This window comes from Pseudomonas sp. Pseusp49, from assembly GCF_059491875.1.
In genome coordinates, this window is sequence record NZ_CP168514.1 from 2512342 (window position 1) to 2536773 (window position 24432).

Annotated in this window: 17 protein-coding genes; 6 read left to right on the forward strand and 11 right to left on the reverse strand. The window is 62.5% G+C overall.

Features of this window, described 5'->3' with window-relative positions; translation table 11 throughout:
• Position 1: 1 nt before the first annotated feature.
• The 11 genes from ACEN83_RS11455 to ACEN83_RS11505 form a co-directional block, all read right to left on the reverse strand.
• Positions 2–796, reverse strand: coding sequence for an ABC transporter ATP-binding protein (locus ACEN83_RS11455; RefSeq protein ID WP_495580323.1), 795 nt, complete (start codon positions 794–796; stop codon positions 2–4).
• A gap of 11 nt (positions 797–807) precedes the next feature.
• Positions 808–1569 (reverse strand): ABC transporter permease, encoded by a 762-nt coding sequence (locus ACEN83_RS11460; protein ID WP_495580324.1) that lies wholly within the window; start codon positions 1567–1569, stop codon positions 808–810.
• Between the two features lie 9 nt (positions 1570–1578).
• Positions 1579–2340 (reverse strand): ABC transporter permease, encoded by a 762-nt coding sequence (locus tag ACEN83_RS11465; RefSeq protein ID WP_495580325.1) that lies wholly within the window; start codon positions 2338–2340, stop codon positions 1579–1581.
• A 237-nt stretch (positions 2341–2577) separates the two neighbouring features.
• Positions 2578–5040, reverse strand: coding sequence for a TonB-dependent receptor plug domain-containing protein (locus ACEN83_RS11470; RefSeq protein WP_495580326.1), 2463 nt, complete (start codon positions 5038–5040; stop codon positions 2578–2580).
• 126 nt (positions 5041–5166) lie between these two features.
• On the reverse strand, positions 5167–7437 hold the full coding sequence (locus ACEN83_RS11475) for a TonB-dependent receptor (protein ID WP_495580327.1): 2271 nt from the start codon (positions 7435–7437) through the stop codon (positions 5167–5169).
• 385 nt (positions 7438–7822) lie between these two features.
• Positions 7823–8881: an ABC transporter substrate-binding protein gene (locus tag ACEN83_RS11480; RefSeq protein ID WP_495580328.1), complete on the reverse strand. Its 1059-nt coding sequence runs from the start codon at positions 8879–8881 to the stop codon at positions 7823–7825.
• Positions 8882–8917: 36 nt separating this feature from the next.
• The gene (locus ACEN83_RS11485; RefSeq protein WP_495580329.1) at positions 8918–9970 is read right to left on the reverse strand and encodes an ABC transporter substrate-binding protein; all 1053 of its coding nucleotides are present in this window, start codon (positions 9968–9970) and stop codon (positions 8918–8920) included.
• A 20-nt stretch (positions 9971–9990) separates the two neighbouring features.
• Positions 9991–11151, reverse strand: a complete 1161-nt coding sequence (locus tag ACEN83_RS11490) for an LLM class flavin-dependent oxidoreductase (protein WP_495580330.1) — start codon at positions 11149–11151, stop codon at positions 9991–9993.
• Positions 11152–11662: 511 nt separating this feature from the next.
• Positions 11663–13531 (reverse strand): ABC transporter ATP-binding protein, encoded by a 1869-nt coding sequence (locus tag ACEN83_RS11495; RefSeq protein WP_495580331.1) that lies wholly within the window; start codon positions 13529–13531, stop codon positions 11663–11665.
• Positions 13524–15305, reverse strand: coding sequence for an ABC transporter ATP-binding protein (locus ACEN83_RS11500; RefSeq protein WP_495580332.1), 1782 nt, complete (start codon positions 15303–15305; stop codon positions 13524–13526). The genes ACEN83_RS11495 and ACEN83_RS11500 overlap by 8 nt, the downstream gene beginning before the upstream one ends.
• A 477-nt stretch (positions 15306–15782) precedes the next feature.
• Positions 15783–17051, reverse strand: coding sequence for an acyl-CoA dehydrogenase family protein (locus ACEN83_RS11505; protein ID WP_495580333.1), 1269 nt, complete (start codon positions 17049–17051; stop codon positions 15783–15785).
• Between the two features lie 21 nt (positions 17052–17072).
• Here ACEN83_RS11505 and ACEN83_RS11510 point away from each other — a divergent pair, with 21 nt between their 5' ends.
• From ACEN83_RS11510 to ACEN83_RS11535, 6 genes are all read left to right on the forward strand, one after another.
• Positions 17073–17951 carry a hypothetical protein gene (locus ACEN83_RS11510; RefSeq protein WP_495580334.1) on the forward strand — a complete coding sequence of 293 codons (879 nt, stop codon included), beginning with the start codon at positions 17073–17075 and terminating at the stop codon, positions 17949–17951.
• A 279-nt stretch (positions 17952–18230) separates the two neighbouring features.
• The gene (locus tag ACEN83_RS11515) at positions 18231–19286 is read left to right on the forward strand and encodes an ABC transporter substrate-binding protein (RefSeq protein ID WP_104448650.1); all 1056 of its coding nucleotides are present in this window, start codon (positions 18231–18233) and stop codon (positions 19284–19286) included.
• 15 nt (positions 19287–19301) lie between these two features.
• Positions 19302–20063 (forward strand): class II aldolase/adducin family protein, encoded by a 762-nt coding sequence (locus ACEN83_RS11520; protein WP_495580335.1) that lies wholly within the window; start codon positions 19302–19304, stop codon positions 20061–20063.
• A 537-nt stretch (positions 20064–20600) separates the two neighbouring features.
• Positions 20601–21788, forward strand: a complete 1188-nt coding sequence (locus ACEN83_RS11525; RefSeq protein ID WP_495580336.1) for an LLM class flavin-dependent oxidoreductase — start codon at positions 20601–20603, stop codon at positions 21786–21788.
• An 11-nt stretch (positions 21789–21799) separates the two neighbouring features.
• Positions 21800–23371: an ABC transporter substrate-binding protein gene (locus ACEN83_RS11530; RefSeq protein ID WP_495580337.1), complete on the forward strand. Its 1572-nt coding sequence runs from the start codon at positions 21800–21802 to the stop codon at positions 23369–23371.
• Positions 23364–24425 (forward strand): ABC transporter permease, encoded by a 1062-nt coding sequence (locus ACEN83_RS11535; protein WP_495580338.1) that lies wholly within the window; start codon positions 23364–23366, stop codon positions 24423–24425. Before ACEN83_RS11530 ends, ACEN83_RS11535 begins: the two co-directional genes overlap by 8 nt.
• Positions 24426–24432 lie beyond the last annotated feature (7 nt).

Sequence of the window (24432 nt, forward strand, 5' to 3'; positions counted from 1 at the left end):
CTCAATGTCCCACCAGCTCTTCCAGCAGTTGTTCCTTGTAGCCTTGCAGCACGGTTGACGCCCGCTCCCGGGGATGGGGCAGATCGACCCTGATTTCGTGTTTGATCCGCCCCGGATGGGCGTCCATGACGATCACCCGGTCACCCAGGTACAGGGCTTCCTCGATGTCGTGGGTGACCATGATGACGGTGCAGCGTTGTTGCACCCAGATGCGCTGCAACTCGTGTTGCAGGCGTACCCGGGTCAACGCGTCGAGCGCACCGAGGGGTTCGTCGAGCAACAGCACCTTGGGTTTGTTGATCAGTGCCCGGGCAATGGCTGCCCGTTGCGCCATACCGCCGGACAACTGGTGCGGGTAGGCATTTTCAAAGCCATCCAGGTTGACCAGGGCAATGTGCTCGGCCACCAGCCGGTCCTTTTCCGCTTGTGACAGCGGGTGGTTTTTCAAGGCCAGGGCAATGTTCTGGCGCAAGGTCATCCACGGAAACAGACGGTGATCCTGAAACACGATCCCGCGTTCCAGGCTGGTGGCCACGACCCGCTTGCCATCCAGCAGGATGTCACCTTCATAGTCGGCTTCCAGCCCGACAATGAGCCGCAGCAGTGTGGATTTTCCGCAGCCGCTGGCCCCCACGATGCTGACGAACTCGCCGGGGCGTACGTCGAGGTTGATGCTGCGCAGCACCGGCAAGGGCTGGCCTTCGATCCGATAGGCTTTGCTCAGGCCGCGAATGTGCAGCGCACCGGACTGTGTCGGGGTGCTGTGTGGCAGGACATGTTGGGCAATTGCGTTCATGGAGTGGCCTTTCAACGAATGTTGCGCCAGCGCAGCAAATGGCGGCTAAGAAGGGTGAATAGCAGGGTCATCAAGTAACCGCACAGACCGATGCACAGCACACTGAGGACAATGACCTCCATGCGTGAGCCAGCCTCGGCGTTCATCATCAGGTTGCCCAGGCCGGCGCCGGACGACAGGAACAACTCGCTGCCCACCGCCGTGACCCAGGCAAACGCGAGCGCATGCAGCACACCGGTGGCGATGCTCGGCAGCGCCGCCGGCAACAGCACATGACGCACCCGTTGCCAGCGGCTCAGCACCAGCACCTGGCCGACCTCGCGATAGCGCTGCTCCACATGGCTGAAGCCCTGGTACGTGTTGAGCACCATGGGGTAGAACGCCGCGAGGCTTACGATCAGCACCTTGGAAAACTCGCCGTTGCCGAACCACATGGCGATCAGCGGAATCCAGCCGAGCATCGGTACCTGGCGGACCGAATGAAACAGCGGCCCGATCAACCGATTGGCCGCTCCTGACAGCGCCATCAGCACCCCCAACAAAACCCCGAAAAAAATCCCCAGCGCCAGGCCGACGCTGGTGCGCGTCAGGCTGGCCAACAGGTTCACCAGCAGTTCGCCGTTGGCCAGCAACTCGAGCAAGGCAGCGCCTATGGTCGACAGCGGCACAAAGGCGTAAGCCCCCGCCGCGCCCTGGCGAGACAGATATTCCCAGCCGCCGATCAACAACAGCGGCAGCAACAGGCCGCGGGATTTGGCAATAAGTCCAGACATCGATGGCTCCTAGCGGGTCTGCCAGCGGAACAGTCGCTGTTCCAGTTGGCGAAAGCTGAAATCCAGGGCGAAACCGATCAGACCGGTCACCACAATCCCCACCATCACCACATCGATGCGCAGCATCTGCCGGCTCATTTCGATCATCTGTCCCAGGCCACTGTCGGCGGCGAGCAACTCGGTGGCCACCAGCACCACCCAGGCGCGGGTCAGGCTGATGCGAAAACCGGTGATGATCGGGGGCGCGGCAGCGGGCAGGGCGATTTCCCGGACGAACGTCGGCCAGCGTAGGCGATATACATCCGCGACCTCGAAATAACTGCGCGGAATGGCTTTGACGCCTTCGCTGGCCGCCAGCGCGACCGGGAAGAAAGCGGTTTTGGCAACGATGATGATCTTGAAGGTTTCATCGATGCCGAACAGCAGCACGAACATCGGGATCAAGGCGATGCTGGGGATCTGACGCAAGGTGTGAAACAGCGGCGAGCAGTAGATCTCGACGTATTTCGACAAGGCCATGAGCACGCCGAACGCCAGTCCGCACAGTGAACCGATGCCGAACCCCAGCCCCAGGCGCGACAGGCTGTTGAGCAGGTGCTCGAGCAGCTCGCCACTGGCCGACAACGCTTCGAAGGTCCGCCACACCTGAGCGGGAGGAACCAGCAGGTTGCGCGGAAAAATCCCGGCGTCGGCCACCACTGCCCATAGCAACAACAGAGCAGCAGGGGAGATGAGCCAGGTCAGGGAAGACAACAGACGTTGAGTACGCATGGCAGTTCTTATTTCGGCGAAGTACCGAAGGGGTATCGCAAGAGCTGTGCCAGTGCGGTGGAATCGGGCGGTTTAAATCTGTAGGAGCCGGCTTGCCGGCGATGGCGGTGTGTGTGGCGGCGCAAATCCCATGGACCGCCATCGCCGGCAAGCCGGCTCCTACAGGGTGGGGTGCTCATGAATTGGTGCTTGACCAGCACCCGTTGCTGCCAGGGCAACACCCCGGCAGCAGTCCACTCAGAAGTCGTAACTGACGCTGGTGTAGTAGAACGCGCCCTGGGCACCTTCTGGGCTGGTGATCGAATACTTCGGCACGCCGTACAACTGCGCCCCTTCAGCCTTGTCCGGATGGGTATCGAAGAGGTTGATCGCCCCCACGGACACCTTCAGCGCCTTGTCGAAGGTGTACGACAAGTCCAGGTCCGTCACCCATTGCGGGCTGTAGGTCTGGTCCAGGTTCGGGTTGGTCGAGTTGAGACTTTTCCATTCGCCATAGCGACGCTGGGACAGGGTGACGCCCCAACCGTCATAGAGCCAGTTGGCGCTGAGGATCAGCTTGGAGTCGGGCGTGCCATCCTCGATCAGGCCTTGGGTGGTGCGGCCGACAATCTGCGAGCCCTTGATGTTGCCGACGTCACGCAGGGCGGTGATTCGGGTGTTGTTGTGGCTCACGCCGGCATTCAGGTTCAGGCGTCCCCATTGCTGCAGGTCCAGTTGATAGTTGCTGGCCAGTTCGACACCGTCGGTGCGGGTGTCGGCCACGTTGGTGTAGAAGGCCGCACTCTGGATGTTCGCGTAAGGGGTACCGGCGAAAATCGGCGACACCACCGACGCGGGCAACTGGTCGGAGAGGGTGATGCGGTTGTCGATATCAATGCGGTAGGCGTCCAGCGTCACCGAGGCATTGGCCAATGGGCGCCAGACCAGGCCCAGGGAATAGCTGGTGGATTCTTCCGGTTTGAGCGACGTCCCTCCCAGCAGCGCGGCCTCCGGGCTGTTGGCGCGCAACGTACGTTGCTGCACTTCGACAAAGTTACCGCTGCCGGGCGGTTGCTCGACCACTTGCACGCTGAACGAGGACAAGCCGCTCTGCACCAGGGATGGCGCGCGATAACCGGTGCTGGCGGTGGCCCGGGCGGCGATCTGCGGGGTGAAGTCGTAGCGCAGGGAAAGTTTGCCGTTGGTGGTGTCGCCGAAGTCCGAGTAGTGCTCGGAGCGGACGGCGACACCGGCCTGGAATTTCTCGGTGATCTGGCCTTCGACGTCGACATAGGCGCCCGCCACGTTGCGGTCCAGTGAGGCGGCATCGACCTGGGTGATGCCCGAGTAGTAACCCGGGATGCGCCGGCGGGTAACCGGGTCGACCGTGTTGAACAGCGGGCCGTTTTGCCAGCCGGCGGCCTCGCCCGGGCTCAGCTCGTAGTTCTCCCGTCGCCATGCCACGCCGGCGGACAGTGTCAGTGGTTTGAACAACAGGTCGGTCGGGAAATCCCGCACCCAATCGAGGGTGACGTTGGTCTGGTCGGCGTCGCGTTCGCCGGTAAAGATCTTTTCCGGGCTGTTCACACCCCAGCTGGGGTTGATGGCATTGCGGTCGGTGGACTTCAGGGTGTTGTCGCCATGGTTGGCGGCGAAATCGAATTTGCCCAGTTGTTCATCTTCGTAGCGCAGTCCGCCGGTCAACGCATAGTCTTCCAGCGAGTAACGGGTGATCGGTACACGGCCGTCCGGGAAGCGCTGCAATGCGGCGCTGCTGTAGTTGTTGCGCAAGGTCGTGGGCGGGTCGAAGAAGCCTTCGGCGTCGGTGTTCTTGTGGGAGTAGGTGGCAAAGCCGTAGGCCGTCAAACCCTCGCCAATGCCGATTTCACTGTTGGCGGCGAAGTTGTACTGGTCCGACACATTGCCCGAACCCCAGCGCCAGGTGCGATAGCGGTTGTTCTGCTCGCGGGGCGTGTTGATGCTGGTGGAGCCGGGGTAGAAAATCCGGTTGTCCGGGTTGGTGTCGCTGGCCGGGTCTTGATTGCCGGCATCGAAACTCAGGGTCAGGAAGCCGTCGTTGGGCAGGGCGATGCCTTTCCAGCCGCTGAGTTTGCGCTGGATACCGTCGCCCTTGTCGTAGCCGCCGAAGCGATAACCGAGGTTGCCACCGTTGTCGTTCTCTTTGAGCACGATGTTGATGACCCCGGCGATGGCGTCCGAGCCGTACTGGGCCGCCGCGCCGTCGCGCAGGATCTCCACTCGCTGGATCGAGCTCAGGGGAATCAGGCTCAGGTCGACCGCTGCCGCGCCACGTCCGTTGACCAGGCTTTGGCGGGTGACGTTGGCGCTGGTGTGGCGGCGCTTGCCGTTGACCAGCACCAACACCTGATCGGATGCCAGGCCCCGCAACGACGCGCCCTGGGCGATGGAACCGGCAAAGGCACCCTGAGGGGACTGCGGATAGGTGAACGACGGTGACAGGGCGGTGAGGGCGCCGGACAAGTCACTGGCACCGGTTTCTTCGAGCTGTTCAGCGGACAGCACGTCAATCGGTGCGGCGCTTTCCAGCGCGGTCAGATCGCTGCGCCGGGTACCGAGCACGACCACTGTGTCCAGGGGATCACTGCTGGCGGCGGGTTGGGTTTCGGCAGCCACGACAGGCACGGCAAGGCTGCCAATGACCAGCGCGATAGCGCCGGCCAACGGAGTATGTTGGAGCATAAAAAGATTCCTTTCAGACAAGGCTTTTGCAGGAGCTGGCTTGCCAGCGATGGCGGCCTCCAGAGCGATGCAAGGCTTGTGGTCCTCATCGCCGGCAAGCCGGCTCCTACAGGGTTATGCGTGAGGTCAGAAGCGGCTGGTCACGCTCAGGCCGACGGTACGCGGGTCGCCGTAGGTGATGACGTATTGGCCCAGTGTCCCGTTCGGACGGCCGTGAACCTGATAGCGACGGTCGGTGACGTTGTTCACGTAACCGGTGACGCTGAGTTTGTCATCCGGGCTGAACCAGGTCAGGCGAGTGTTGGCCAGGGTGTAGTGCGGTTGGCTGAGGGTCTTGTCCGCACTGCTCTGGCGGTCAGCGAGGAAGTATTCCTTGTCGCGAAAACTCACGTCGCCGCCGGCCACCAGCTTGCCGCCGACTTCCAGCGGGAAGGTGTAGTCGGCACCGAGCGCGACCACGTTGCGCGGCGAGCGTACGAAGCTGTTGCCGCTGTAATCACCCGTGACGACCCCGGTGTTGGGGTTGGTGTTCTTGAAGTCGGTGTATTCGGTGTCGAGGAAGGACACCGCGGCACGCAGGTGCAGGAAGTCAGTCGGCTGGGCTTCAAGCTCCAGTTCGGCACCCTTGACCGTACCCTTGGCGCCGTTGGTCAGCGCCGTGGTGAGCACGCCGTTGTTGACCGTCAGCAGGTTCACCTGAATATCCGAATAATCGTAATAGAAGAGGTTGGCGTTGGCCGTCAGGCGATGGTCGAACCACTCGGATTTGAGGCCGAGTTCGTAGGCGTCGAGTTGTTCCGGGTCCACCGTGGTGAGCTGTGAAAGGCTGGTGGACAGGCCGGTGTTGAACCCACCGGAACGGAAACCGTGGGCATAACGGAAGAATACCCGGACGTTGTCGTTGATCCGGTACTCGGGCGTCAGGTCATAGGTCCAGGCGTCCCAGGTCTTGTCTTCCTGACGATTGCCGTTGGTGCCGACGCCACGCAGCGGCACCAGCGGGCCGTTGGCGGTGATACGGGTCAGTTGCGTCAGGTCGAGGTCGATGTCTTTCTTTTCCTGGGTCCAGCGCAGGCCGCCCGTCACGCTGAAATCATCGGTGAAGTCGTAGGTCAGGTTGCCGAACAGCGCGTAGCTGTCGGTCTTGTGGTCATAGCTCAGGTCACGAAAGTCGGTCACGCCGCCGATCTGGTTGGAACCGGTGCCGTTCGGTGTCGGGCCCGGTGTGACAATGCGCTGCGCCGAGCTGTCGAGGTCCTCGTGGAAGTAATGAGCGCCCAACAGCCAGCGCAGGGTTTCCTGTTGCGGCGACGCCAGTCGCAGTTCCTGGGAATATTGAGCGTATTTGTTGTCGGTAATCGCTGCGCCGTTGACTTCAAAAGGCGTGTAGTCGGCGTCGCTGGTCGCCTGGTTGCGAATGTAGTCATAGGCACTGATGGAGGTCAGGGTGTAGTCACCCAGGTGCCAGTTCAGGGTCAGTGAAGTGCCGTCGTGATTGAGCTTGGAGTCTTCATTGACGTTGATTGCGATATCGCGCCCATTAGGCCTTTCGTAGCCAACGTTGTAGTAACGCCCGACCGAGAGCGAGCCGTTGCTGCCGTCGCCTTTGAATTCGCGGCTGTGAACCTTCAGCAACGCCTCGAGATCGTCATTCACCTGAGCAAGGAACTGCAGGCGGACGGCTTTCTTGTTCACGTCGCCATAGGTGTTGTCGTCGACCAGGTTCTCCTGGTAACCGTCACGTTCCTCGGAGTAAAGCGCGACCCGCGCCGCGAGCTTCTCATCCACCAGCGCTCCCCCCAGAGCGCCGGTGACGATGCGTTCGTTCTTGGTGCCAACCCCGATCGTGCCGTAACCGTCGGTGTCGAAGGTCGGTTTTTTCGAAATGACATTCACCGCGCCCGCGGTGGTGTTCTTGCCGTACAGCGTGCCTTGCGGCCCCCGCAGGATTTCGATGCGCTCCAGGTCGAACAACGGCCCGCCGCCGGCAATCGGTGCGTTCAGGTAGACATCATCGGCGTAGATCCCCACCGGGAAAACGGTTGCAGCACCCGTATCACCCGTGCCGAGGCCACGGATGTACCAACGGGGCCGGCCATCGCCGTCCGGGTTTTTCGCTGAAACGTTGGGAACGAATGTCGTGATGTCACCCATGTTGCGCGCGCCATCGGCGACGAGGCTGGTGCCCTGTATCGCCGACACCGCTATCGGAATCTCCTGCAGGGTTTCTTCCCGGTGTTGAGCGGTGACGGTCACGGTCTTGAGTGAAGGCTCGGCAGCGGTCTTGCTGCTGTCGACCTCGGTGGCCTCTGCCGCCAGCAATCCCTCGCTGACACCGCCCCCGGCGAGTAACAAGGTTAGCCAGATACTTTTGGTGATTGGATTAAGTTTATGCATTTAAGTCTCCCCCGATAAAGTTTCACTGGAAGGGGTAGAGCAGAGATCGTGCCAAATGCTTTTTTGAATGTTTTAGTTTTGTTAAGTGCATGAAAAATATAGAAAATAATGTTTATATGAGTTTGGCTAAAAGCCATTTTTCATGAATTTATTAGTTGGGTTCAGTTGGCGGTGAAGAGCCTGTCAGGCATTCAGCAGAAGTTGCTTGGCGGGTGTTGCTGGAGCAGCAAGCGTTGAGCGGGGGAGTGTTGCCTGGCCAGCAACTCATGGGCCTTGCGGACGCCATCGCCGGCAAGCCGGCTCCTACAGGTTTTTGCGTCGAAGCGGAACGTATTCTGTAGGAGCTGGCTTGCCGGCGATGAGGGCAGCACCGGCGATGAAAATCTCAAACCGCCAGGCGTGAGGTCGAGCCGATGACCTTTTCCAGCACACTGAAATCAATCCAGTCGCGCACATCGAAACGCCGTGGAATAAAGTCCCAGCGATGCAGGAAGTCAGTGAAATCCTGCAAGGCTTCAATGGATCGTGCATCCAGTGTCGTGCGTAAACGCCGATGAGCGTCTTCGCCGTACGCGGCGGCGACCCAGTACTCGCTGGTGTTCAGTTCCCGGGCCAGAAAACGCCGGGTTTCGTCCGGATTGGCCCAGGCCCATTGCTCGGTACGCAGCACGGTATCGACGATTTTCACGCTGGCGTCGAAATGTTCATGCAGCAGGTGGGTGTCGACGGTCAGGGTCCGTGGCGTGCCGTTGTTCGAGCGAATCAGCGGGTCAGGGTGGGAACCGGTGTCGACGACCACTTGCAAACCGAATTCGTTGGCCAGGTGCACGGCGTGTGCGCCCTTGAGAAAAATCGCGTCGATGTCGCCGCGCAACAAGCCGATCAATTCGTTGTTGCGACGACTGACGCGCGTGACCCCGAGGTTGACCTCCGAGCCGTAGACATGCTGTTTCTGGTCGTCGCTGTAGGTGCCGCCATAGGGATAGTCCACCAGCTCGACATCAGACACGTCCAGGCCTTCGAGCTTGAGGGCATTTTCCAGGCCGCGCAGGGCCTGGGCGCGAGTGAAGTCGATCTGCACGTTGGCCCATTTCGGCAGCCCGAAGCGGCGGTTCTTCAAGTCGCGAATGCTCTTCACACCGCTTTCCGCGGTGGTCAGGATCAACTGCACCTCGTCGCTCCAGGACAACCCCAGCACCCGGGTTTGGACGCCGCTGGCATAGGCCCAGATGGCCGGGATGTTACCGCCGTGACGGACCGAGTTTTTCAGGTGATGGTCGTAGTGGGCTTCGCGAACTTCCCGTTCACTGGACTCGCGCAGGGATTGGATATTGGTGCCAAACGGCTGAAAGGCTTGCGCCAGTCGACCGGATTGCACGGCGATGCCAAGCCCCGTGGGAACAGGGCTATGGGTATACCAAAGCGTATCGAGTGGTTTGCTCATAAAGTCCTTCAGTGCCAATCCATGAAACCTGGCGGGTCAGCCTGCCAGTGCGGTGTTTGTTTGCAGCAACGCGTGCAGCGGTCGAGGGTCGATCCAGTCGCGCACGTCGAAGCTTGTCGGGATGAAGCGCCAGCGATGCAGGAAATGGGTGAAGTCCTGCAGGGCGTCGATGGCCTGTTCATCCAGTTCGGTGCGCAAGCGCAGATGAGCATCGTTGCCATAGGCGGCGCTGACCCAGTACTCGCTACTGTTGGTTTCGCGGGCCAGGTAGCGGCGGGTCTCTTCGGGATGGGTGTGGGCCCACTGTTCGGCGCGCTGCACGGCATCGAGAATGCCGGTGGCGATATCGAAGTGGTTATCCAGCAGGTTCAGGTCCACGGCCAGCGTGCGAGGGGTGCCATTGTTGCTGCGAATCAGGGGCTCGGGGTGCGAGCCGGTGTCGATGACGGTATGCAGGCCGAACTCATGGGCCTGCCGGGCGGCGCTGGCGCCTTTGAGGAAAATGGCATCGACCTCGCCACGCAGCAGCCCCACCAATTCCAGGTTGCGCCCCTCGACCCGCTGAGGGCTCACCGGCGTGCCGTTTACGGTGCTGACCTGCGGATCGCTGAAGGTGCCTTCATAGCGGAAGTTCACCAGTTGCACATCGCCAACCTGCAGGCCTTCCAGAATCAGGGCGTTTTCCAGCCCGCGCAGGGCCTGGGCGCGCGTGAAGTCGATTTGCGCGCCGGCCCAGTCGGGCAAACCGAAACGCCGTCCCTTGAGGTCCTTCACGGATTTTATGCCACTGTCTGCGCGCGTCAGGATCAGTTGCACTTCATCGGCCCAGGACAGGCCGATCACCCGCGTCTCGCGGCCTTGGGCCCTGGCCCAGATGGCCGGAATGTTGCCGCCGTGGCGTACCGAATTGCGCAGAGTGTGATCGAAGTGCGATTCACGTACGGCCTTGTCGGTGGATTCGCGCAGCGACTGTACCTGGGTGCCCAGCGCGCCGACGGTGTCCTGCAGCCAGCCTTTCTGCACGGCGATGCCCAGCCCGGTGGGGACCGGGCAGCGGGTGTACCAAAGGGTGTCGAGGGGTTGAGTCATCAATGATTCTCCCGCAGCGCTCAGGCGCTGGCCTTCAAATGAGTTGCCGGTTGCACGGCAGGACGCTGGTGCACCAGCGGCAGCACTTCCTGGCCGATTCGCAGGGCTTCTTCCAGGTGTGGGTTACCCGCCAGGATGAAGGTCGAGAATCCGGCGTCGCGGTACTCCGCCAGGCGCTCGGCGATGTTCTGGTGGCTGCCCACCAGGCCCACGGTCGGCCCCGGTTTGGCTTTGGCGAAACCGGCCCACAGGTTCGGACCGATGATCAAGTCGTCGAAGCGGTCGATGTTCTGGTGGTAGGCGGTTTGCCGTGCGCCCCCCACCGAATCCGAACCGCTGGTAAAACCTTTGGCCAGCGTGCTGCTCTGGCCTTCGAGTTTGTCGAACTGGCGACGCAAGTCTTTCCACGCCAGCTCTTCGGTTTCCCGGGCGAACAGGTCGACCCTGAGACCGAAGCGCACGCTTCGGCCTTGTTTATCTGCCAGTTCGCGCACCCGTTCGATATGCGGCTTGAGCTTGTCGATGGGCTCTGCCCAATTCAGGTAAACGTCTGCGTGCCTGGCGGCCACGTCCAGGGCCGCGTCGGAAAATCCGGAAAAATACACGCCGGGTTTGCGTTCGTTGTGCAGGCCGTGGGGCAGGGCGCCGTTCTCCAGTTGATAGATATCGCCGTCGTAGGAGAAACGCTCGTTCTGCCAAAGGCCCTGGATGATGTCGAGGAATTCACCGGTGCGCTTGTAACGCAGGTCATGTTCGAGGAAGTCGCCGTTGGCTCGCTGACTGGCCGGGTTGCCACCGGTGATGATGTTCCACTCCAGGCGACCGCGGCTGAGGTTTTGCAGGATGGCCGCTTGTTGTGCGGCGTAGGCCGGCAAGGTCCAGGTGGCCTGGAACGCGATCAGGAATTTGATGCGACGGGTTTCCCGGGCCAGGGCCGCGGCGGCAATCCATGGCTCGGGGCCTGTGGGCAACAAGGCCCCTTCGAAACCCGCCAGCTCCGCGGCCTTGGCCACTTGAGCGATGTAGTCGATGTAGGTGAAGTCGTCCGGTTCGCCGTTGGGCAAACGCCCCGGTGCGATGTTGCCCGGGCGATAGTGAGGGTTGCCACGGTTGTGTTTGTCGGTGGTCAGTTGCGGACCGTCGGTGCCCAGTGGCAGGCGCCAGAAAAATTCGGTGGTCATGGGTTGCTCCTGATTCAAGTACGCGATACCTCGCGCAGGTGCGAGGATGTCTTGTCAGGGGGATTGCAACGGACATGCCATGCTCAATGCGAAGGGTTTTGGCCAACGGGGCCGGGCGTTTGGCGAGGAAGGGAGGCGGGTGGGAGGCGAGGGGTGCTGCTGTGGCAGCAGTCTGTCAGCAATGGTTGCTCGGGGGGCAGCAGGTGGGTTGGGTGGTGCGTGGGGGCACGCGTTTCTGTAGGAGCCGGCTTGCCGGCGATGGCGGTTTTGATGACGCCGGTGCGGCAGGTGGATTGGGTGGTGCTTTGGCGATCGCCATCGCTGGCAAGCCAGCTCCTACAGGGGGCGCGCGATTGTGTAGGAGCCGGCTTGCCGGCGATGGCGGTTTTGATGACGCCGGTGCTGCAGGTGGATTGGGTGGTGCTTTGGCGATCGCCATCGCTGGCAAGCCAGCTCCTACAGGGGGCGCGCGATTGTGTGGGAGCCGGCTTGGCGACGATGGCGCTCTTGATTACGCCGGTGCGGTGGCGACGATGTCGTCGATCGAGGCGCCCGCTTCGGCACTGCGCAGGTACGTCTGGTACAGCGCCGCATAAGCGCCACCCTGATCGATCAATTGGCGGTGGGGGCCTTGTTCGACCAGACGGCCGTGGCGGATCACCGCAATGCGATCGGCATCGCGGATGGTTGCCAGGCGGTGGGCAATGATGATGGCCGTGCGACCTTCGCACAGCCGGCGAAACGCACGCTGGATGCGGCGCTCGGTATGGATGTCGACGGCCGAGGTCGCTTCGTCCAGTACCAGTACCGCCGGGTCTGCGAGGTAGGCGCGCACCAGACAGACCAATTGCCGCTGGCCATGGCTCAGGTGTCCGCCCAGTGGCCCGACTTCGGTCTGGTATTGGTGCGGCAACCGCTCCAGCACTTCATCCGCGCCCAGCTCCCTGGCCGCTGCGATCAGGCGGGCATCGTCGGCCTGCGGCGCCGCCAGGCGCAGGTTATCGAGAATGCTGCCGCTGAACAGCACATTGTCTTGCAGGACCACGCCGACATTGCGTCGCAATTCGTGCTGGGGCAGGTTGCGAATATCAATGCCATCGAGTCTGACCGAACCCGACTGAGCCTCGTAGAAGCGCGTCAGCAACTGCACCAGCGTGCTCTTGCCATGGCCCGAGGGACCGACAATCGCCAGCACCTCACCGGCAGAAATATGCAGGTCAAGGTCGTTGATCACCGGCGACGAACTGTTGGCATCGTAGCTGAAACGCACCTGTTCAAAATTCACTTCGCCTCGGGCTTTGCCCACGTGCAGCGGTGTGGCCCTGTCGCTGATCTGCGGCCGGGTGTCGAGCAACAGAAAGATCCGCTGTGCCGAGGCCGAACCGGTGGCGTAGCGCTCGAACAGGTCCGAGAGTTCCTGCAATGGCCCCAGAAACAGGAACACATAGAACAGACTCTCCGCGACCTGGCCAACGGTCACATCGGCCTGTGCCAGGCCATACGCCCCCACCAGCAACAGCAGCGCCATGCCGGCCGAGCTGAGCAACGCGGTGAATGGTGCGAACCAGCTTGAGCGCAGGCTGCCACGGATCAGCGCGTGGTTGAAATCATCCAGCAGTGCGCGATAGCGCCGCAGGTTCGGCGCTTGCTGAGCGCACTGCTGCAACATGCGCGCACCGTTGACGCTCTCCACTAGATGGGCGGTGAAGCGGCTACGGTTCTCCGCCACCTTGGCCCAGTTGCGTTGGGAAATGCGCTTGAAACCCCAGGTGGCCAGCACCAGCAATGGCACGGTGGCGGCGAGGCTGAGAAAGAATCGCGGCTCGATGCGCCACAACATCACCGAGGCCAGTCCGCAGCGCAGTAACGCGCCCAGCAGCTCAGGCGGCCCCTGGATCACCAGAGGCTCAAGGGCATCGACATCACGGTCGACGCGGGAAATGATGCGCCCGGCCTTGGTCCGGTCGAAGTAGCTGACGCTCAAGCCCTGGACATGCGCAAACACCTGCACCCGCAGGTCATTCAACACCCGGATCGCCGCGCTGCCGGCCACGAACTGTGAGACCCCGGCGAGCAGAAAACGCCCGAGCCAACTGGCCGCCAGCCCCAGGCCGAGCCAGAGTACGAGGCGCTCATCGAGCAACCAGTGATCGTTCTGTTGGATCAGCCCACGGTCAAGCAACTCACGGACGAACCAGGGCCGCAGGAACACGGTGAATACCAGCAAAAGCTCAATGCCGATGACCCCGAAAATATGTCGGCGAATCGGTTTCAGCAGCGGCAGCAGTCGACTGAACATGCTGCGGTCCAAGGCCTTTTTGGCCAGCATTTCTTCAATTTCGATATCGCTCAGGGCCTTGCCGGCGATTGGGTTAGCCATGGTCGATCCCTAGCAGGTCGCGGTAATCAGGAGAGGTTTTCAGCAGTTGTGCATGGGTGCCGCTGGCGGCGATGCGGCCGTCCTGAAGCATCAGTACGCGGTCGGCCAGGAGAATGGTCGAGAGCTTGCTGGAGATCACCAGCAGGGTGGTGGCCTGTCCTTGAGCGCGGCGCAACTGACGAATGTTGTTCAGCACCTGGCGTTCGCTGATCGCATCCAGCGCACTGGTGGCATCGTCCAGGCACAGAATGTCCGGTTCGCCGAGCAATGCGCGGGCCAGGCTCAGACGCTGGCGCTGGCCACCGGACAATGTCACGCCACGATCGCCCAGGGGGGTGGCCAGGCCTTGCGGCAGGCGTTCCAGCACATCGTCGGCGGCGGCCAGGCGCAATCCCTCAAGCAGTTGTTGATCACTGGCCTGGGGCGCGGTCAGGCGCAGGTTGGCCGCGAGGGTGTCGGAAAACAGAAAGCTTTCCTGGGGGACCACGTGAACCCGGCGTCTCAGCTCGTCCAGCTTCAATTGACCGATGTCCTGCCAGCCGGCGCTGTCCGAACCGATCAGCACGCGCCCGGAATTGATATCGCTCAGGCGCGGCAACAGGCTGGCCAGCAGGCTTTTGCCCGTGCCGGTGGCGCCCACCAGCGCGACGATTTCACCGGGCTGCAGGGTCAGGGAACAGTCCCGCAGCACATCCTGCCCGCCGCCGGGAGCGCTGACGCGGACGCGCTCCAGCTTCAAGCCCAGCGGCGAGTCGGGCAGGCTGGCATCACCACTGCGGATCGCAGCCGGTTCGTCCAGCAATTGCCAGATCCGCTCGGCGCTGGAGCGGGCATCGGCGAAGGTCTGCATGACGCGGCCGATACCTTCGATGCGAAACACCAGGGTGGTGGCGATCAGCAGCGAGGTGACCAGTTCACCGATGCCGAGCTGGTCGCTGGCCACCAGGTGGGCGCCATAGACCAGGATCCAGACATGCCCCAATGCGACGACAGCCTGTGGCAGCGGTATTCGCGAACTGGAGTAGGCGAGGGCGTGACGGGCGTGGTCGGCAAACACCGTCACTTGAGTGGTGAAACGCTGGATGCGGCTGTCTTCCAGGCCAAACGACTTGATCACCCGCACGCCGCCAATGCCTTCGCTGAGGTCCTGGTTGACCCGGTCGTAGGCTTGACCAACGGCCCGGTCGAGGCTGACCAGGCGCTCGGTCTGGCGCACAAAGATCCAGAGGCCGAACACGGTCAGCAAGAGCGGCACCAGACCCAGCAACGGGTTGTACCAGCTCAGCAGGCCGACGGTCGCCAGCACCACCAGTGGCGTTTCCACCACCTGGCGCCAGAAGCTGATCAGGGCGTCGCGAACCTTGTCGGCATCACGGGTGGTGCGAGTGATCATTTCCCCCATGCCGTGTTGCCAGTGATAGCCCAGGTGCAGGTGCTGCACCTGATGCAGGATGCGTTCACGCAGGCGCGTCAGCAGTGCCTGGCTGAGTACCAGCGACAACACGCTCGCAGCGTATTGCAACACGCCACGGCCCAGGGCGACGGCGAGCATCAACCACAGCCAGTACCAGCCAAGGCTGGCGTCGAGGCTGCCATCGGCTTGGCGGATGACCGCGCGACCGGAGCTGACGTCGTTCACCGCGTGCCCGATCAGCCATTGCTGCCAGACCAGCCCCAGGTTCACGGCAATGAACAGTAGCGCCACCAGGGCGAAGCGCCAGGGCATTTCCCGGTAAATCGCCAGGCTGCGCAATAGGGGGTGTTTTTCGATCATGGAAAAGCCTTTTATGGATGTTGCGGGAAATTTGGGTCCTTGAGCCTTGTGGCGTTTTTGAGGCCGCCATCGCTGGCAAGCCAGCTCCCACAGAGGATGGTCGTTGCATGCGATTCCTGTAGGAGCCGGCTTGCCGGCGAAAGCGTCTGGAACCTTGTGCAAGTCTTGGGGCCGCCTTCGCTGGCAAGCCAGCTCCCACAGAGGGTGTCGTTGCATGCGACTCCTGTAGGAGCCGGCTTGCCGGCGAAAGCGTCCTGGAACCTTGTGCAAGTCTTGGGGCCGCCATCGCTGGCAAGCCAGCTCCCACAGAGGATGGTCGTTGCATGCGATTCCTGTAGGAGCCGGCTTGCCGGCGAATGCGTCTGGAACCTTGTGCAAGTCTTGGGGCCGCCTTCGCTGGCAAGCCAGCTCCCACAGAGGGTGTTCGTTGCATGCGACTCATGTAGGAGCCGGCTTGCCGGCGATGGGGCCGCCAGATCATTGCGCAGGACGAGTTGCGCCCTGTTGCTCCTTGGCGTTGAGGATCGCGGTGTATTCGCCCGGATCGACACCATTGAGGTAGTAGTTGCCGACGTGATGCAGGCGCCAGCGGATCGGGTCGTGAGTGGTGTGGACCCGGGCGTTGCGCCAGAAGCGGTCGAGGTTCCACTTGGTCAACGATGAGCTGGCGCCGAGCAGGGAGAAGATGTCGCTGGAGATTTTCAGCGAGGCCGCGTCGGAGTGGGCGCGGGCGGTGGCCACCGAGAGAATCAGCTCGTCCTGCAGCGCTTTGTTGTCCGGATCCAGCTCGTGCTGGTCGAACACCCGTGCCGCGTCACGCAGCAGGGATTGCGCCCCACGCAAGGCCACGGCGTACTCGCCGATCTGCTTGATGATGTGCGGCTCTTGATTGGCGTGGTCGACGCCGCTTTCCACCCAGGGGCGGGCGTTGTGATTGAGGTACTCCACTGCCGCCGACAGCGCGCCTTCGGCAATGCCGGTATCGATGGCGGCGTGGAGAATCTGCGGGAAGGTCAGGCCCGTACGCTTCATGGGACCCTTGCGCTGGGAGACGAAGCCTTCGTCGAGCTCGATGTTGTCGAAGATCACGGTGCCACTGACCGAGCTTTTCTGCCCGAAGGCCTCCCAGTCATCGACCAGCGTCAGGCCCCGGGCGTTGCGATTGAGCAGCACCCCGGCGCCGCCGTCATCGCTGGCGGCCGTCAGGGAAATCCACTCGGCCAGGTAGGAACCGGTGGAGTAGAACTTGCTGCCGTTGAGGATCAGCTTGCCGTCGGCACGACGTTCAACCCGGGTCTTGAGCGCGAACTTGTTCTTGCCGCCCACTTCGGCCAAGGCGTTGCCGAAGCGTTTACCGGCCAGCACATCACGGATCAGCCGGTCGCGAATGTCGTCGGAGTAACCGGTGAAAATCCCGCGCAGCATGACGTTATGGATTTGCAGCAACTGACCGACGCCACCGTCGGCGATAGAAATGAGGCGCACGGTTTCGACGATGGTTTCCACCGAGGCACCCAGCCCGCCAAAGGCCTTGGGCACCCCGATGGCGGTCAGGCCGCTTTCAGACAACAGTTGCGCCTGGCGCCGAGGCAATTGGCCGTTCTGACTGGGATCGGCGGCGATTTCGGCGATTTCCAGGGCGATCTCCTTCGCCACGGCGATGGCTTGCGCTTCGCTCTGCAGTAACCGGATCGGAGCCTGCTCTTGTATCAGTTGTCCGGCGGGGTTGTGTTCGACCTTGCTCATTGCTCTACCTCTGATAATTGAATGTCTGATGACCACAAAACTGCACAAAATCCTTTGCCGGCGATGGCGCCCTTGATCTCGGCGCAAGGCTTGAGGGCCAATCGCTGGCAAGCCAGCTCCTACGTTCAACGTTGCCAATGCGACCCTGTAGGAGCCGGCTTGCCGGCGATGGCGCCCTTGATCTCGGCGCAAGGCTTGAGGGCCAATCGCTGGCAAGCCAGCTCCTACGTTCAACGTTGCCAATGCGACCCTGTAGGAGCCGGCTTGCCGGCGATGGCGCCCTTGATCTCGGCGCAAGGCTTGAGGGCCAATCGCTGGCAAGCCAGCTCCTACGTTCAACGTTGCCAATGCGACCCTGTAGGAGCCGGCTTGCCGGCGATGGCGCCCTTGATCTCGGCGCAAGGCTCGAAGGCCAATCGCTGGCAAGCCAGCTCCTACGTTCAACGTTGCCAATGCGACCCTGTAGGAGCCGGCTTGCCGGCGATGGCGCCCTTGATCTCGGCGCAAGGCTTGAGGGCCAATCGCTGGCAAGCCAGCTCCTACGTTCAACGTTGCCAATGCGACCCTGTAGGAGCCGGCTTGCCGGCGATGGCGCCTTTGATCTCGGCGCAAGGCTCGAAGGCCAATCGCTGGCAAGCCAGCTCCTACGTTCAACGTTGCCAATGCGACCCTGTAGGAGCCGGCTTGCCGGCGATGGCGCCCTTGATCTCGGCGCAAGGCTTGAGGGCCAATCGCTGGCAAGCCAGCTCCTACGTTCAACGTTGCCAATGCGACCCTGTAGGAGCCGGCTTGCCGGCGATGGCGCCCTTGATCTCGGCGCAAGGCTCGAAGGCCAATCGCTGGCAAGCCAGCTCCTACAGAGGGCTCGTCAGCGTTTCCCGGGTGTTGAAAGGGCCCTGAGCAAGTTCTGCGCCAAGGGCTGCAAAGGCTTTGCAGCTCAGCGTTTGGCGCAGCGCAAGGCGGGTGGGTGTTGCTGAGGAAGCAGCGGGGCGGCGGCGACTGCTCGGACAGCAGCAGTCGCCGCGCAATCTTGCTGGCAGGCCAGCAATCAACGGCTGCAGATCGACCGAGGGCGGGCGCAAAGCCAGGTAAATCGGGGGGGGCAGCTCTTGGCACGGGCGCTGCAATAGCCCTGGCAACAGTCACCGCGACTGACTTGCCAACCCGATGGAGCTGCCCATGACGCTTGCTGCCAAACAATCCCGACCTGCATCCCTGAATGAACTGGACCAGATCTGGTTCACCCGTTGCCCGGTGCCGACGGCCTCCGGGATTGCCTACAAGCTCGGCTGGCTCAGCGAGGAGTTCGCCGCCGATGGCCTGCCGGTTTCAACGTTGCAGGAAGCCCGTCAACTGGGTCATCACCACTACGATCACGAGTTGCCGGGGTTGTTTCGTGAAGGCGGTAACGTACCGGCCCTGGCGGCACGCGCGGCCGGTGCACCGAGTCGCCTGATCGGCCTGACCTGGATCGAAGAATGGCAGACCATCCTGGTTCGCCCGGACTCCGGCATTCGTCATCCGCACGACCTCAAGGGCAAGCGCCTGGCGCTGCCGGCCTGGGGAGAAAGCCGTCCCGGGAGCATCGCCCGCGCCATGAGCCTGCATGGTTACAAAGGCGCGCTGAGCCTTGCAGGGCTGGGGTTCGATGATGTCGAACTGGTGGAAGTCGCGTTGCAGGACCAGGAGCGAGCGGCCAACCCGCAGGAAGGGTTGCAGCGTTTGTGGTCGGGCCTCGATTACCTGGTGCGAGGCGAGGTGGACGCGGTGTACGTCAAGGGCGCTTCCGCTGCCGATGCCGCGCGGCGTCTAGGGCTGGTGGTGGGCATCGATCTGGACCTGATCGCCGAGCCACGTTATCGCATCAACAATGGCACACCGCGTCCGATCACCGTGCACCAGAGCTTGCTCGACAATCACTTCGACCTGGTGGTGCGCTTCCTCGCACAAACCCTCAGCGCCGCTGATTGGGCTGCCAACAACCGGGAGGCGCTGAACGCCATTCTCGAAGAGGAAACCCGCGCCGGCAGCGCCGGGGTGGCCGAGGCCTATCGCGGCGAATTCCACACCACGCTCGCGCCGGACCTGTCTGCGCAGCGTCTTGAGTTTCTCGATACCCAGAAGGATTTTCTTTACCTGCACGGTTTCCTGGAACGCGATTTTTCCATCGCCGACTGGGTCGATCCGCGCCCGTTGCAAGCTGCCCATGAACTGTTGGCCAAGCGCCGCGCCTGAATCCGGAGAACTGCCATGACCGTACTTATCAACGAAAAGCCCGTAAACGAAAAGCCCATCAACGAACAATTGATCAGCGAAGAGCTGCAAAACTTCATCGACAAGGTGCTGGTCGAGGCCGAAGAAGCCTTCACCGTGTTCCGTGAAACCAACACCATCACCGCCAATGGCACCGTCGGTTTCATCGAGCGCGTACCGGGGCAGGAACTGCTGGTGTCGGTGAACTACGGCGGGCCCTGGAATTACCGCAAGCCACTGCAGGCCACGGTCACCGACTTTGAAGGCAAGGTGATCTACGGCAAAGACAAGGGTGGCTTGGGGCGCTACACCAAACTGTTCCAGCAGCACGCCGACATCACCACCGTGTCCCATGTGCACTCGCCGTACCTGGGCGCCTGGGCGCAGACCCATCGCACGCTGCCGTTCCACTACGTGCCGGTGCAGCGTTATCAACTGGCCCGGGAGCTGCCGGTGTACATCGACCGCCGTCAGCCGGAAGTCGATTTCATTCTCGACAAGATTGCCGAGAACCCGTTCAACCTGGCGATTCTGGAAGCCAACGGCGGCTCCACCGTGTGGGGCAAGCAAGGCTTGCGCGCCACGGCTGAATTCATCCTGTTGCTGGAAGAGGGCGCGCAACTGCAATTGCTCGCCGACGCCCTGGGCGGCTCCCGTCCTTACGGCCCGGGTGTGCTGACTCAGCAATGGAAAATGAGCGGCCTGTACGAAAAAGCCAGTGGACTGGGCCTGGTACCCGCCATCGACCGCCGAGCCTGATCCACCGACCTTTCCGGCCACCACACCCCCCTGTAGGAGCTGGCTTGCCAGCGATGGCGTCCTTCAGTGCGATGCAAGTCTCAAGGGCCTCATCGCCGGCAAGCCGGCTCCTACGGAGGAGCGGTGTACAGCGGGTTTTTTTGTGGGAGCTGGCTTGCCAGCGATGGCGTCCTTCAGTGCGATGCAAGTCTCAAGGGCCTCATCGCCGGCAAGCCGGCTCCTACGGAGGAGCGGAGTGCAGCGTGTTTTTTTGTAGGAGCTGGCTTGCCAGCGATGGCGTCCTCCAGTGCGATGCAGGTCTCAAGGGCCTCATCGCCGTCAAGCCGGCTCCTACGGTGGAGCGGAGTGCAGCGTGTTTTTTTGTGGGAGCTGGCTTGCCAGCGATGGCGCCCGAAAGATCGGCGCAAGGCTCGAGGGCCTAATCGCCGGCAAGCCGGCTCCTACGGGGAGCGGTGTGCAGCGGATTTTTTTTTTGTGGGAGCTGGCTTGCCAGCGATGGCGGCCGAACGGTCGATACATAATTCAAGGAACACCCCCATGGCAGTAAAGATTCTCTGGTACCTCACCACCCCCGACGGGCCTTACCCGTGGGAGCCCGAAGGGCGCTGGAAAACCGACTTCGAGCATTTGAAGCAAATCGCCGTGGCCAGTGATCGCCTGGGCTATTACGGCTCGCTGCTGGGCTCCAGCCCCAACGAAAGCCTGGCGGTCTCGGCGGCCTTGATCGACGCCACCCGGCGCCTGCGTTTTCTGGTGGCGCAACATCCGGGTGAACTGTCGCCAGCGGTGCTGGCCAAGTGGGCGCTGACTTTCGATCAATTCTCCAACGGACGCCTGTTGTTCAACGTGGTCAACGGCAATGACGCCGGCCTCGCGACGCTCGGCGTGCATTACCCCCACGACGAACGCTACGACTTCAGCCTCGAATACTGGCGCGCCTTCCAGCGCTTCTACGCCGGTGACACCACAGGTTTCGACGGCCAGTACGTCAAGCTCGCGCCACGTTCGCCGGCGGCGGCCAGTCATCCGCTGGGTGGTTGGCATCCACCGAAACAGAAGCCGGGCATCCCGTTGTGGGGTGCCGGCACCTCGGGGCCGGGCGTTGCCCATTCGGTGCAGTTGCTCGATGTCTACCTGAGTTTCGCCAACACCCCGCCGAAACTCGGCGAGAAATTCCGCAAGGTAGCGGCAGAAGCGGCGAAGATCGGCCGCGAACTGACCTTCGGCACGCGCTTGCAGATCATCGTCCGTGAAACCGAGGAAGAGGCATGGGCCCACGCCGAGAAACTGCTGCAGCGCACCTCGCTGCAAACCGCGCGGGCTGCGATTGAACGGCAACTGCCGCCGGGCGAAACCCTGGAGAGCTTCCACAGCGACGACCCGCAAACCCGGCGCAACGTCGACGCCATTCGTGCCGGTCGGTTGCCCAAGGCCCGTGATCTGGAGATCTACCCCAACGTCTGGCTCGGCCCGAGCCTGTTCGGCTTCAACATCCTCGGCCCGGCCGCCGGTACCTACCTGGTGGGCAGCGCCGAACAGGTCGCCGAACGCATTCGCGAATATGAAGCGCAAGGCACGTCGGCCTTCATCCTTTCCGGTTTTCCGTTGATCGATGAAGCGCAGCGGGTGGCCGATCTGCTGTTTCCGTTGCTCGACCTGGATCACGGTTTTGACGTTCCGCGCCTCGGCGCCAGTTCGCGCGCAGTCGCGGTCGAGAAAGCCTGAGGGAGGCGTTGATGAGCGAGGCATTTTCCCGTCGCAGGTTTCTCGGCAACGGCCTGAAGGTCGGTGGCGGCCTGATCCTTGGCAGCAGCCTGCTCGGTGGTTGCGACGGCGGCGTGGCGGTCAGTGGCGCCGCGGCCCTGTCCAGCATTCCGGTGCAGGGCGGTCGTTTGCGGGTCGGCATTATCGACGGTGATCAATCCGGTAACCTCGACGCGCACAAACCGGTGGGCGGCGGGATCATTCGCGGCTGGGCGCTGTACAGCAAGTTCTGGGAATGGAACACCGACGTCAGCACGCGGCTGGCCCTGGCGGAGTTCGCCGAGCCCAATGCCGATGCCAGCGCCTGGACCATCCGCATCAAGCCGGGGCTGGAGTTCCATCACGGCAAGAGCATCGGCGCCGACGACATGCTGTTCTCGATCCTGCGCCTGACGGACCCGAAACTGGCTTCGCCATTTGCCGGGCTGGTGGGGGCGATCGACCGCAATGCCTTGCGCAAACTGGACGAGCGCACCATTGAGATCCGCTTCAAGGAGGGCCAAAGCTTCTATCCGCTGGACGAAACCCTGATCAGTTTTGGCGGCATCGTGCCGACGGACTACGACCCCGTCACCAACCCGGTCGGTGCCGGACCTTACAAACTCAAGAGTTTCATCCCCGGTCAGCGCTCGCTCTACCAGCGCTTCGAAAACTACTACAAACCCGGCCAGCCTTATGCCGATGAGCTGGAAATCATCGAGTTCAAGGACCAGGTGTCTCGCGCCGCGGCCCTGCGCGCCGGGCAGATCGACGTAGCGAGCGGCGTGCAGGCCGAGCACAGCGCGCTGCTCAAGGCCGACTCGCGACTGAGGTTGTACGCATCGCCGAGCACCTCGTTCACGGGTTTTAACCTCAACCTGGCCAAGGCACCCTTTCAGGATCAGCGCGTGCGTCAGGCGTTTCGTCTGCTGGCCGACCGGCCTGAACTGGTCGAGCGCGGGCTCAACGGTTTCGGCCGGGTCGCCAACGACCTGTATTCGCCCCATGACCCGACGTACAACCACGGCATTGCCCAGCGTCCGTACGACCTGGAACAGGCGCGGTCGCTGTTGCGCCAGGCCGGGCACGACGACTTGCGGGTGGAGCTGACCACCACGCCGGGACCTGGCGTCAATGCGGCGCTGGTGTTTGCCCAACAGGCGAAGAAGGCCGGGGTCGAGATCAAGGTCACCCAGGTCGATGGCTCGGTGTTCAATGGTCCGCAACGGGAAAACTGGTTGCTGTCGCCAGGCTCGACGCCGGCTCGGGGGTTCCTGGCTTCGGCGCTGCACAACGATGCGCCGCAGGCCATCTACAACCGCAGCAATTTCCACGATGAGCGTTTCAGCGCGTTGTACCGCCAGGCGCTGGCACAGCCTGATCTGGAGCAGCGCAAAGTCCTGGTGCATGAAGCGCAAAGCATCCAGCACGAGCGTGGTGGCCTGCTGATCTGGGGCTTCAACGACGTGCTGGATGCGGCGTCGGTGCGGGTCGGTGGTTTGCAACCGGAGCAGACGACATTTGCCTCCTGGCGCTTTGACGAAATGTGGGTGAACCATGCCTGAGCCATCCTGCAATACCCCGCGTACGCCGGCCTGGCTGTCCTGGTTCATCGGGCGATTGGGTTATGGCCTGCTGACCGCGTGGGTCATCAGCCTGGTGGTGTTCATCGCCACCCAGGCGCTGCCCTCGGATCCTGCGCGAGTGATCCTCGGCCCCGATGCACCGCTGGAAAGCATCCTCACCCTGCAACGCCAGCTGGGTCTGGATCGGCCGATTCTGGAGCAATACCTGCGTTGGCTCGGGCACGCCCTGAGGGGTGAACTGGGTGTGTCGCTGGACTCCAATGCACCGGTCGGCAGCATTCTGTTCGGGCGTTTCGGCTACACCTTGGCGCTGCTCGCCGGCGTGATTGCCGTGGTCGTGCCGGCCGCCTTGTTGTTGGGTGTGTCCATGGCTTTGCGGCGTGACAGCCGCCTGGATCGCCGGGTTCTTTCGCTGCTGATTTTCCTCAAGGCCACGCCGGGTTTCCTCTTGGCGATCGGTCTGGTCCTGTTGTTTTCCATGCCGCATATGGATCTGCTGCCGGCGGTGTCGATCCTCGATCCGGACAAGTCGCTGCTACGCCAATTGCAGTTTCTGGTGTTGCCGGTACTGGCCCTGAGTCTGTCGGCGCTGCCGTACCTGACGCGCATGGTGAGGGCGTCGATGATCGAAGCGCTGGAATCGGACTACGTCGTCGCCGCACGGCTGCGGGGCATTCCCGAGTGGCGCATCGTCTGGCGTCACACCTTGCCCAACGCGCTGATCCCGGCGATCCAGGGGGTGGCCCTGACCCTGCGCACCCTGATCGGCGGGGCGTTGCTGGCAGAGGTGATTTTCAGTTATCCGGGCATCGGCACTTCGCTCAATTCAGCGATTCAGATGCGCGACTTGCCGATGATCCAGGCCATCGTGCTGGTGATCACCCTGGGCGTGGTGCTGATCAACCTGCTCGCGGACCTGTTGACCGTGCTGCTGACACCCAGGCTTCGTACCGCCCGCCGGGTCACCCTGATCCGGCGCAACCGTCGGGGCATTCAGCCCTGGTGGCGGCGTTCTCCATCCAAGGCACCTTGAGGGGTGA

Bases quoted from the DNA above. Each gene is read 5' to 3' on its own strand.
- ACEN83_RS11455 (WP_495580323.1), bottom strand. From the start codon at position 796: ATGAACGCAATTGCCCAACATGTCCTGCCACACAGCACCCCGACACAG.
- ACEN83_RS11460 (WP_495580324.1), bottom strand. From the start codon at position 1,569: ATGTCTGGACTTATTGCCAAATCCCGCGGCCTGTTGCTGCCGCTGTTG.
- ACEN83_RS11465 (WP_495580325.1), bottom strand. From the start codon at position 2,340: ATGCGTACTCAACGTCTGTTGTCTTCCCTGACCTGGCTCATCTCCCCT.
- ACEN83_RS11470 (WP_495580326.1), bottom strand. From the start codon at position 5,040: ATGCTCCAACATACTCCGTTGGCCGGCGCTATCGCGCTGGTCATTGGC.
- ACEN83_RS11475 (WP_495580327.1), bottom strand. From the start codon at position 7,437: ATGCATAAACTTAATCCAATCACCAAAAGTATCTGGCTAACCTTGTTA.
- ACEN83_RS11480 (WP_495580328.1), bottom strand. From the start codon at position 8,881: ATGAGCAAACCACTCGATACGCTTTGGTATACCCATAGCCCTGTTCCC.
- ACEN83_RS11485 (WP_495580329.1), bottom strand. From the start codon at position 9,970: ATGACTCAACCCCTCGACACCCTTTGGTACACCCGCTGCCCGGTCCCC.
- ACEN83_RS11490 (WP_495580330.1), bottom strand. From the start codon at position 11,151: ATGACCACCGAATTTTTCTGGCGCCTGCCACTGGGCACCGACGGTCCG.
- ACEN83_RS11495 (WP_495580331.1), bottom strand. From the start codon at position 13,531: ATGGCTAACCCAATCGCCGGCAAGGCCCTGAGCGATATCGAAATTGAA.
- ACEN83_RS11500 (WP_495580332.1), bottom strand. From the start codon at position 15,305: ATGATCGAAAAACACCCCCTATTGCGCAGCCTGGCGATTTACCGGGAA.
- ACEN83_RS11505 (WP_495580333.1), bottom strand. From the start codon at position 17,051: ATGAGCAAGGTCGAACACAACCCCGCCGGACAACTGATACAAGAGCAG.
- ACEN83_RS11510 (WP_495580334.1), top strand. From the start codon at position 17,073: ATGTCTGATGACCACAAAACTGCACAAAATCCTTTGCCGGCGATGGCG.
- ACEN83_RS11515 (WP_104448650.1), top strand. From the start codon at position 18,231: ATGACGCTTGCTGCCAAACAATCCCGACCTGCATCCCTGAATGAACTG.
- ACEN83_RS11520 (WP_495580335.1), top strand. From the start codon at position 19,302: ATGACCGTACTTATCAACGAAAAGCCCGTAAACGAAAAGCCCATCAAC.
- ACEN83_RS11525 (WP_495580336.1), top strand. From the start codon at position 20,601: ATGGCAGTAAAGATTCTCTGGTACCTCACCACCCCCGACGGGCCTTAC.
- ACEN83_RS11530 (WP_495580337.1), top strand. From the start codon at position 21,800: ATGAGCGAGGCATTTTCCCGTCGCAGGTTTCTCGGCAACGGCCTGAAG.
- ACEN83_RS11535 (WP_495580338.1), top strand. From the start codon at position 23,364: ATGCCTGAGCCATCCTGCAATACCCCGCGTACGCCGGCCTGGCTGTCC.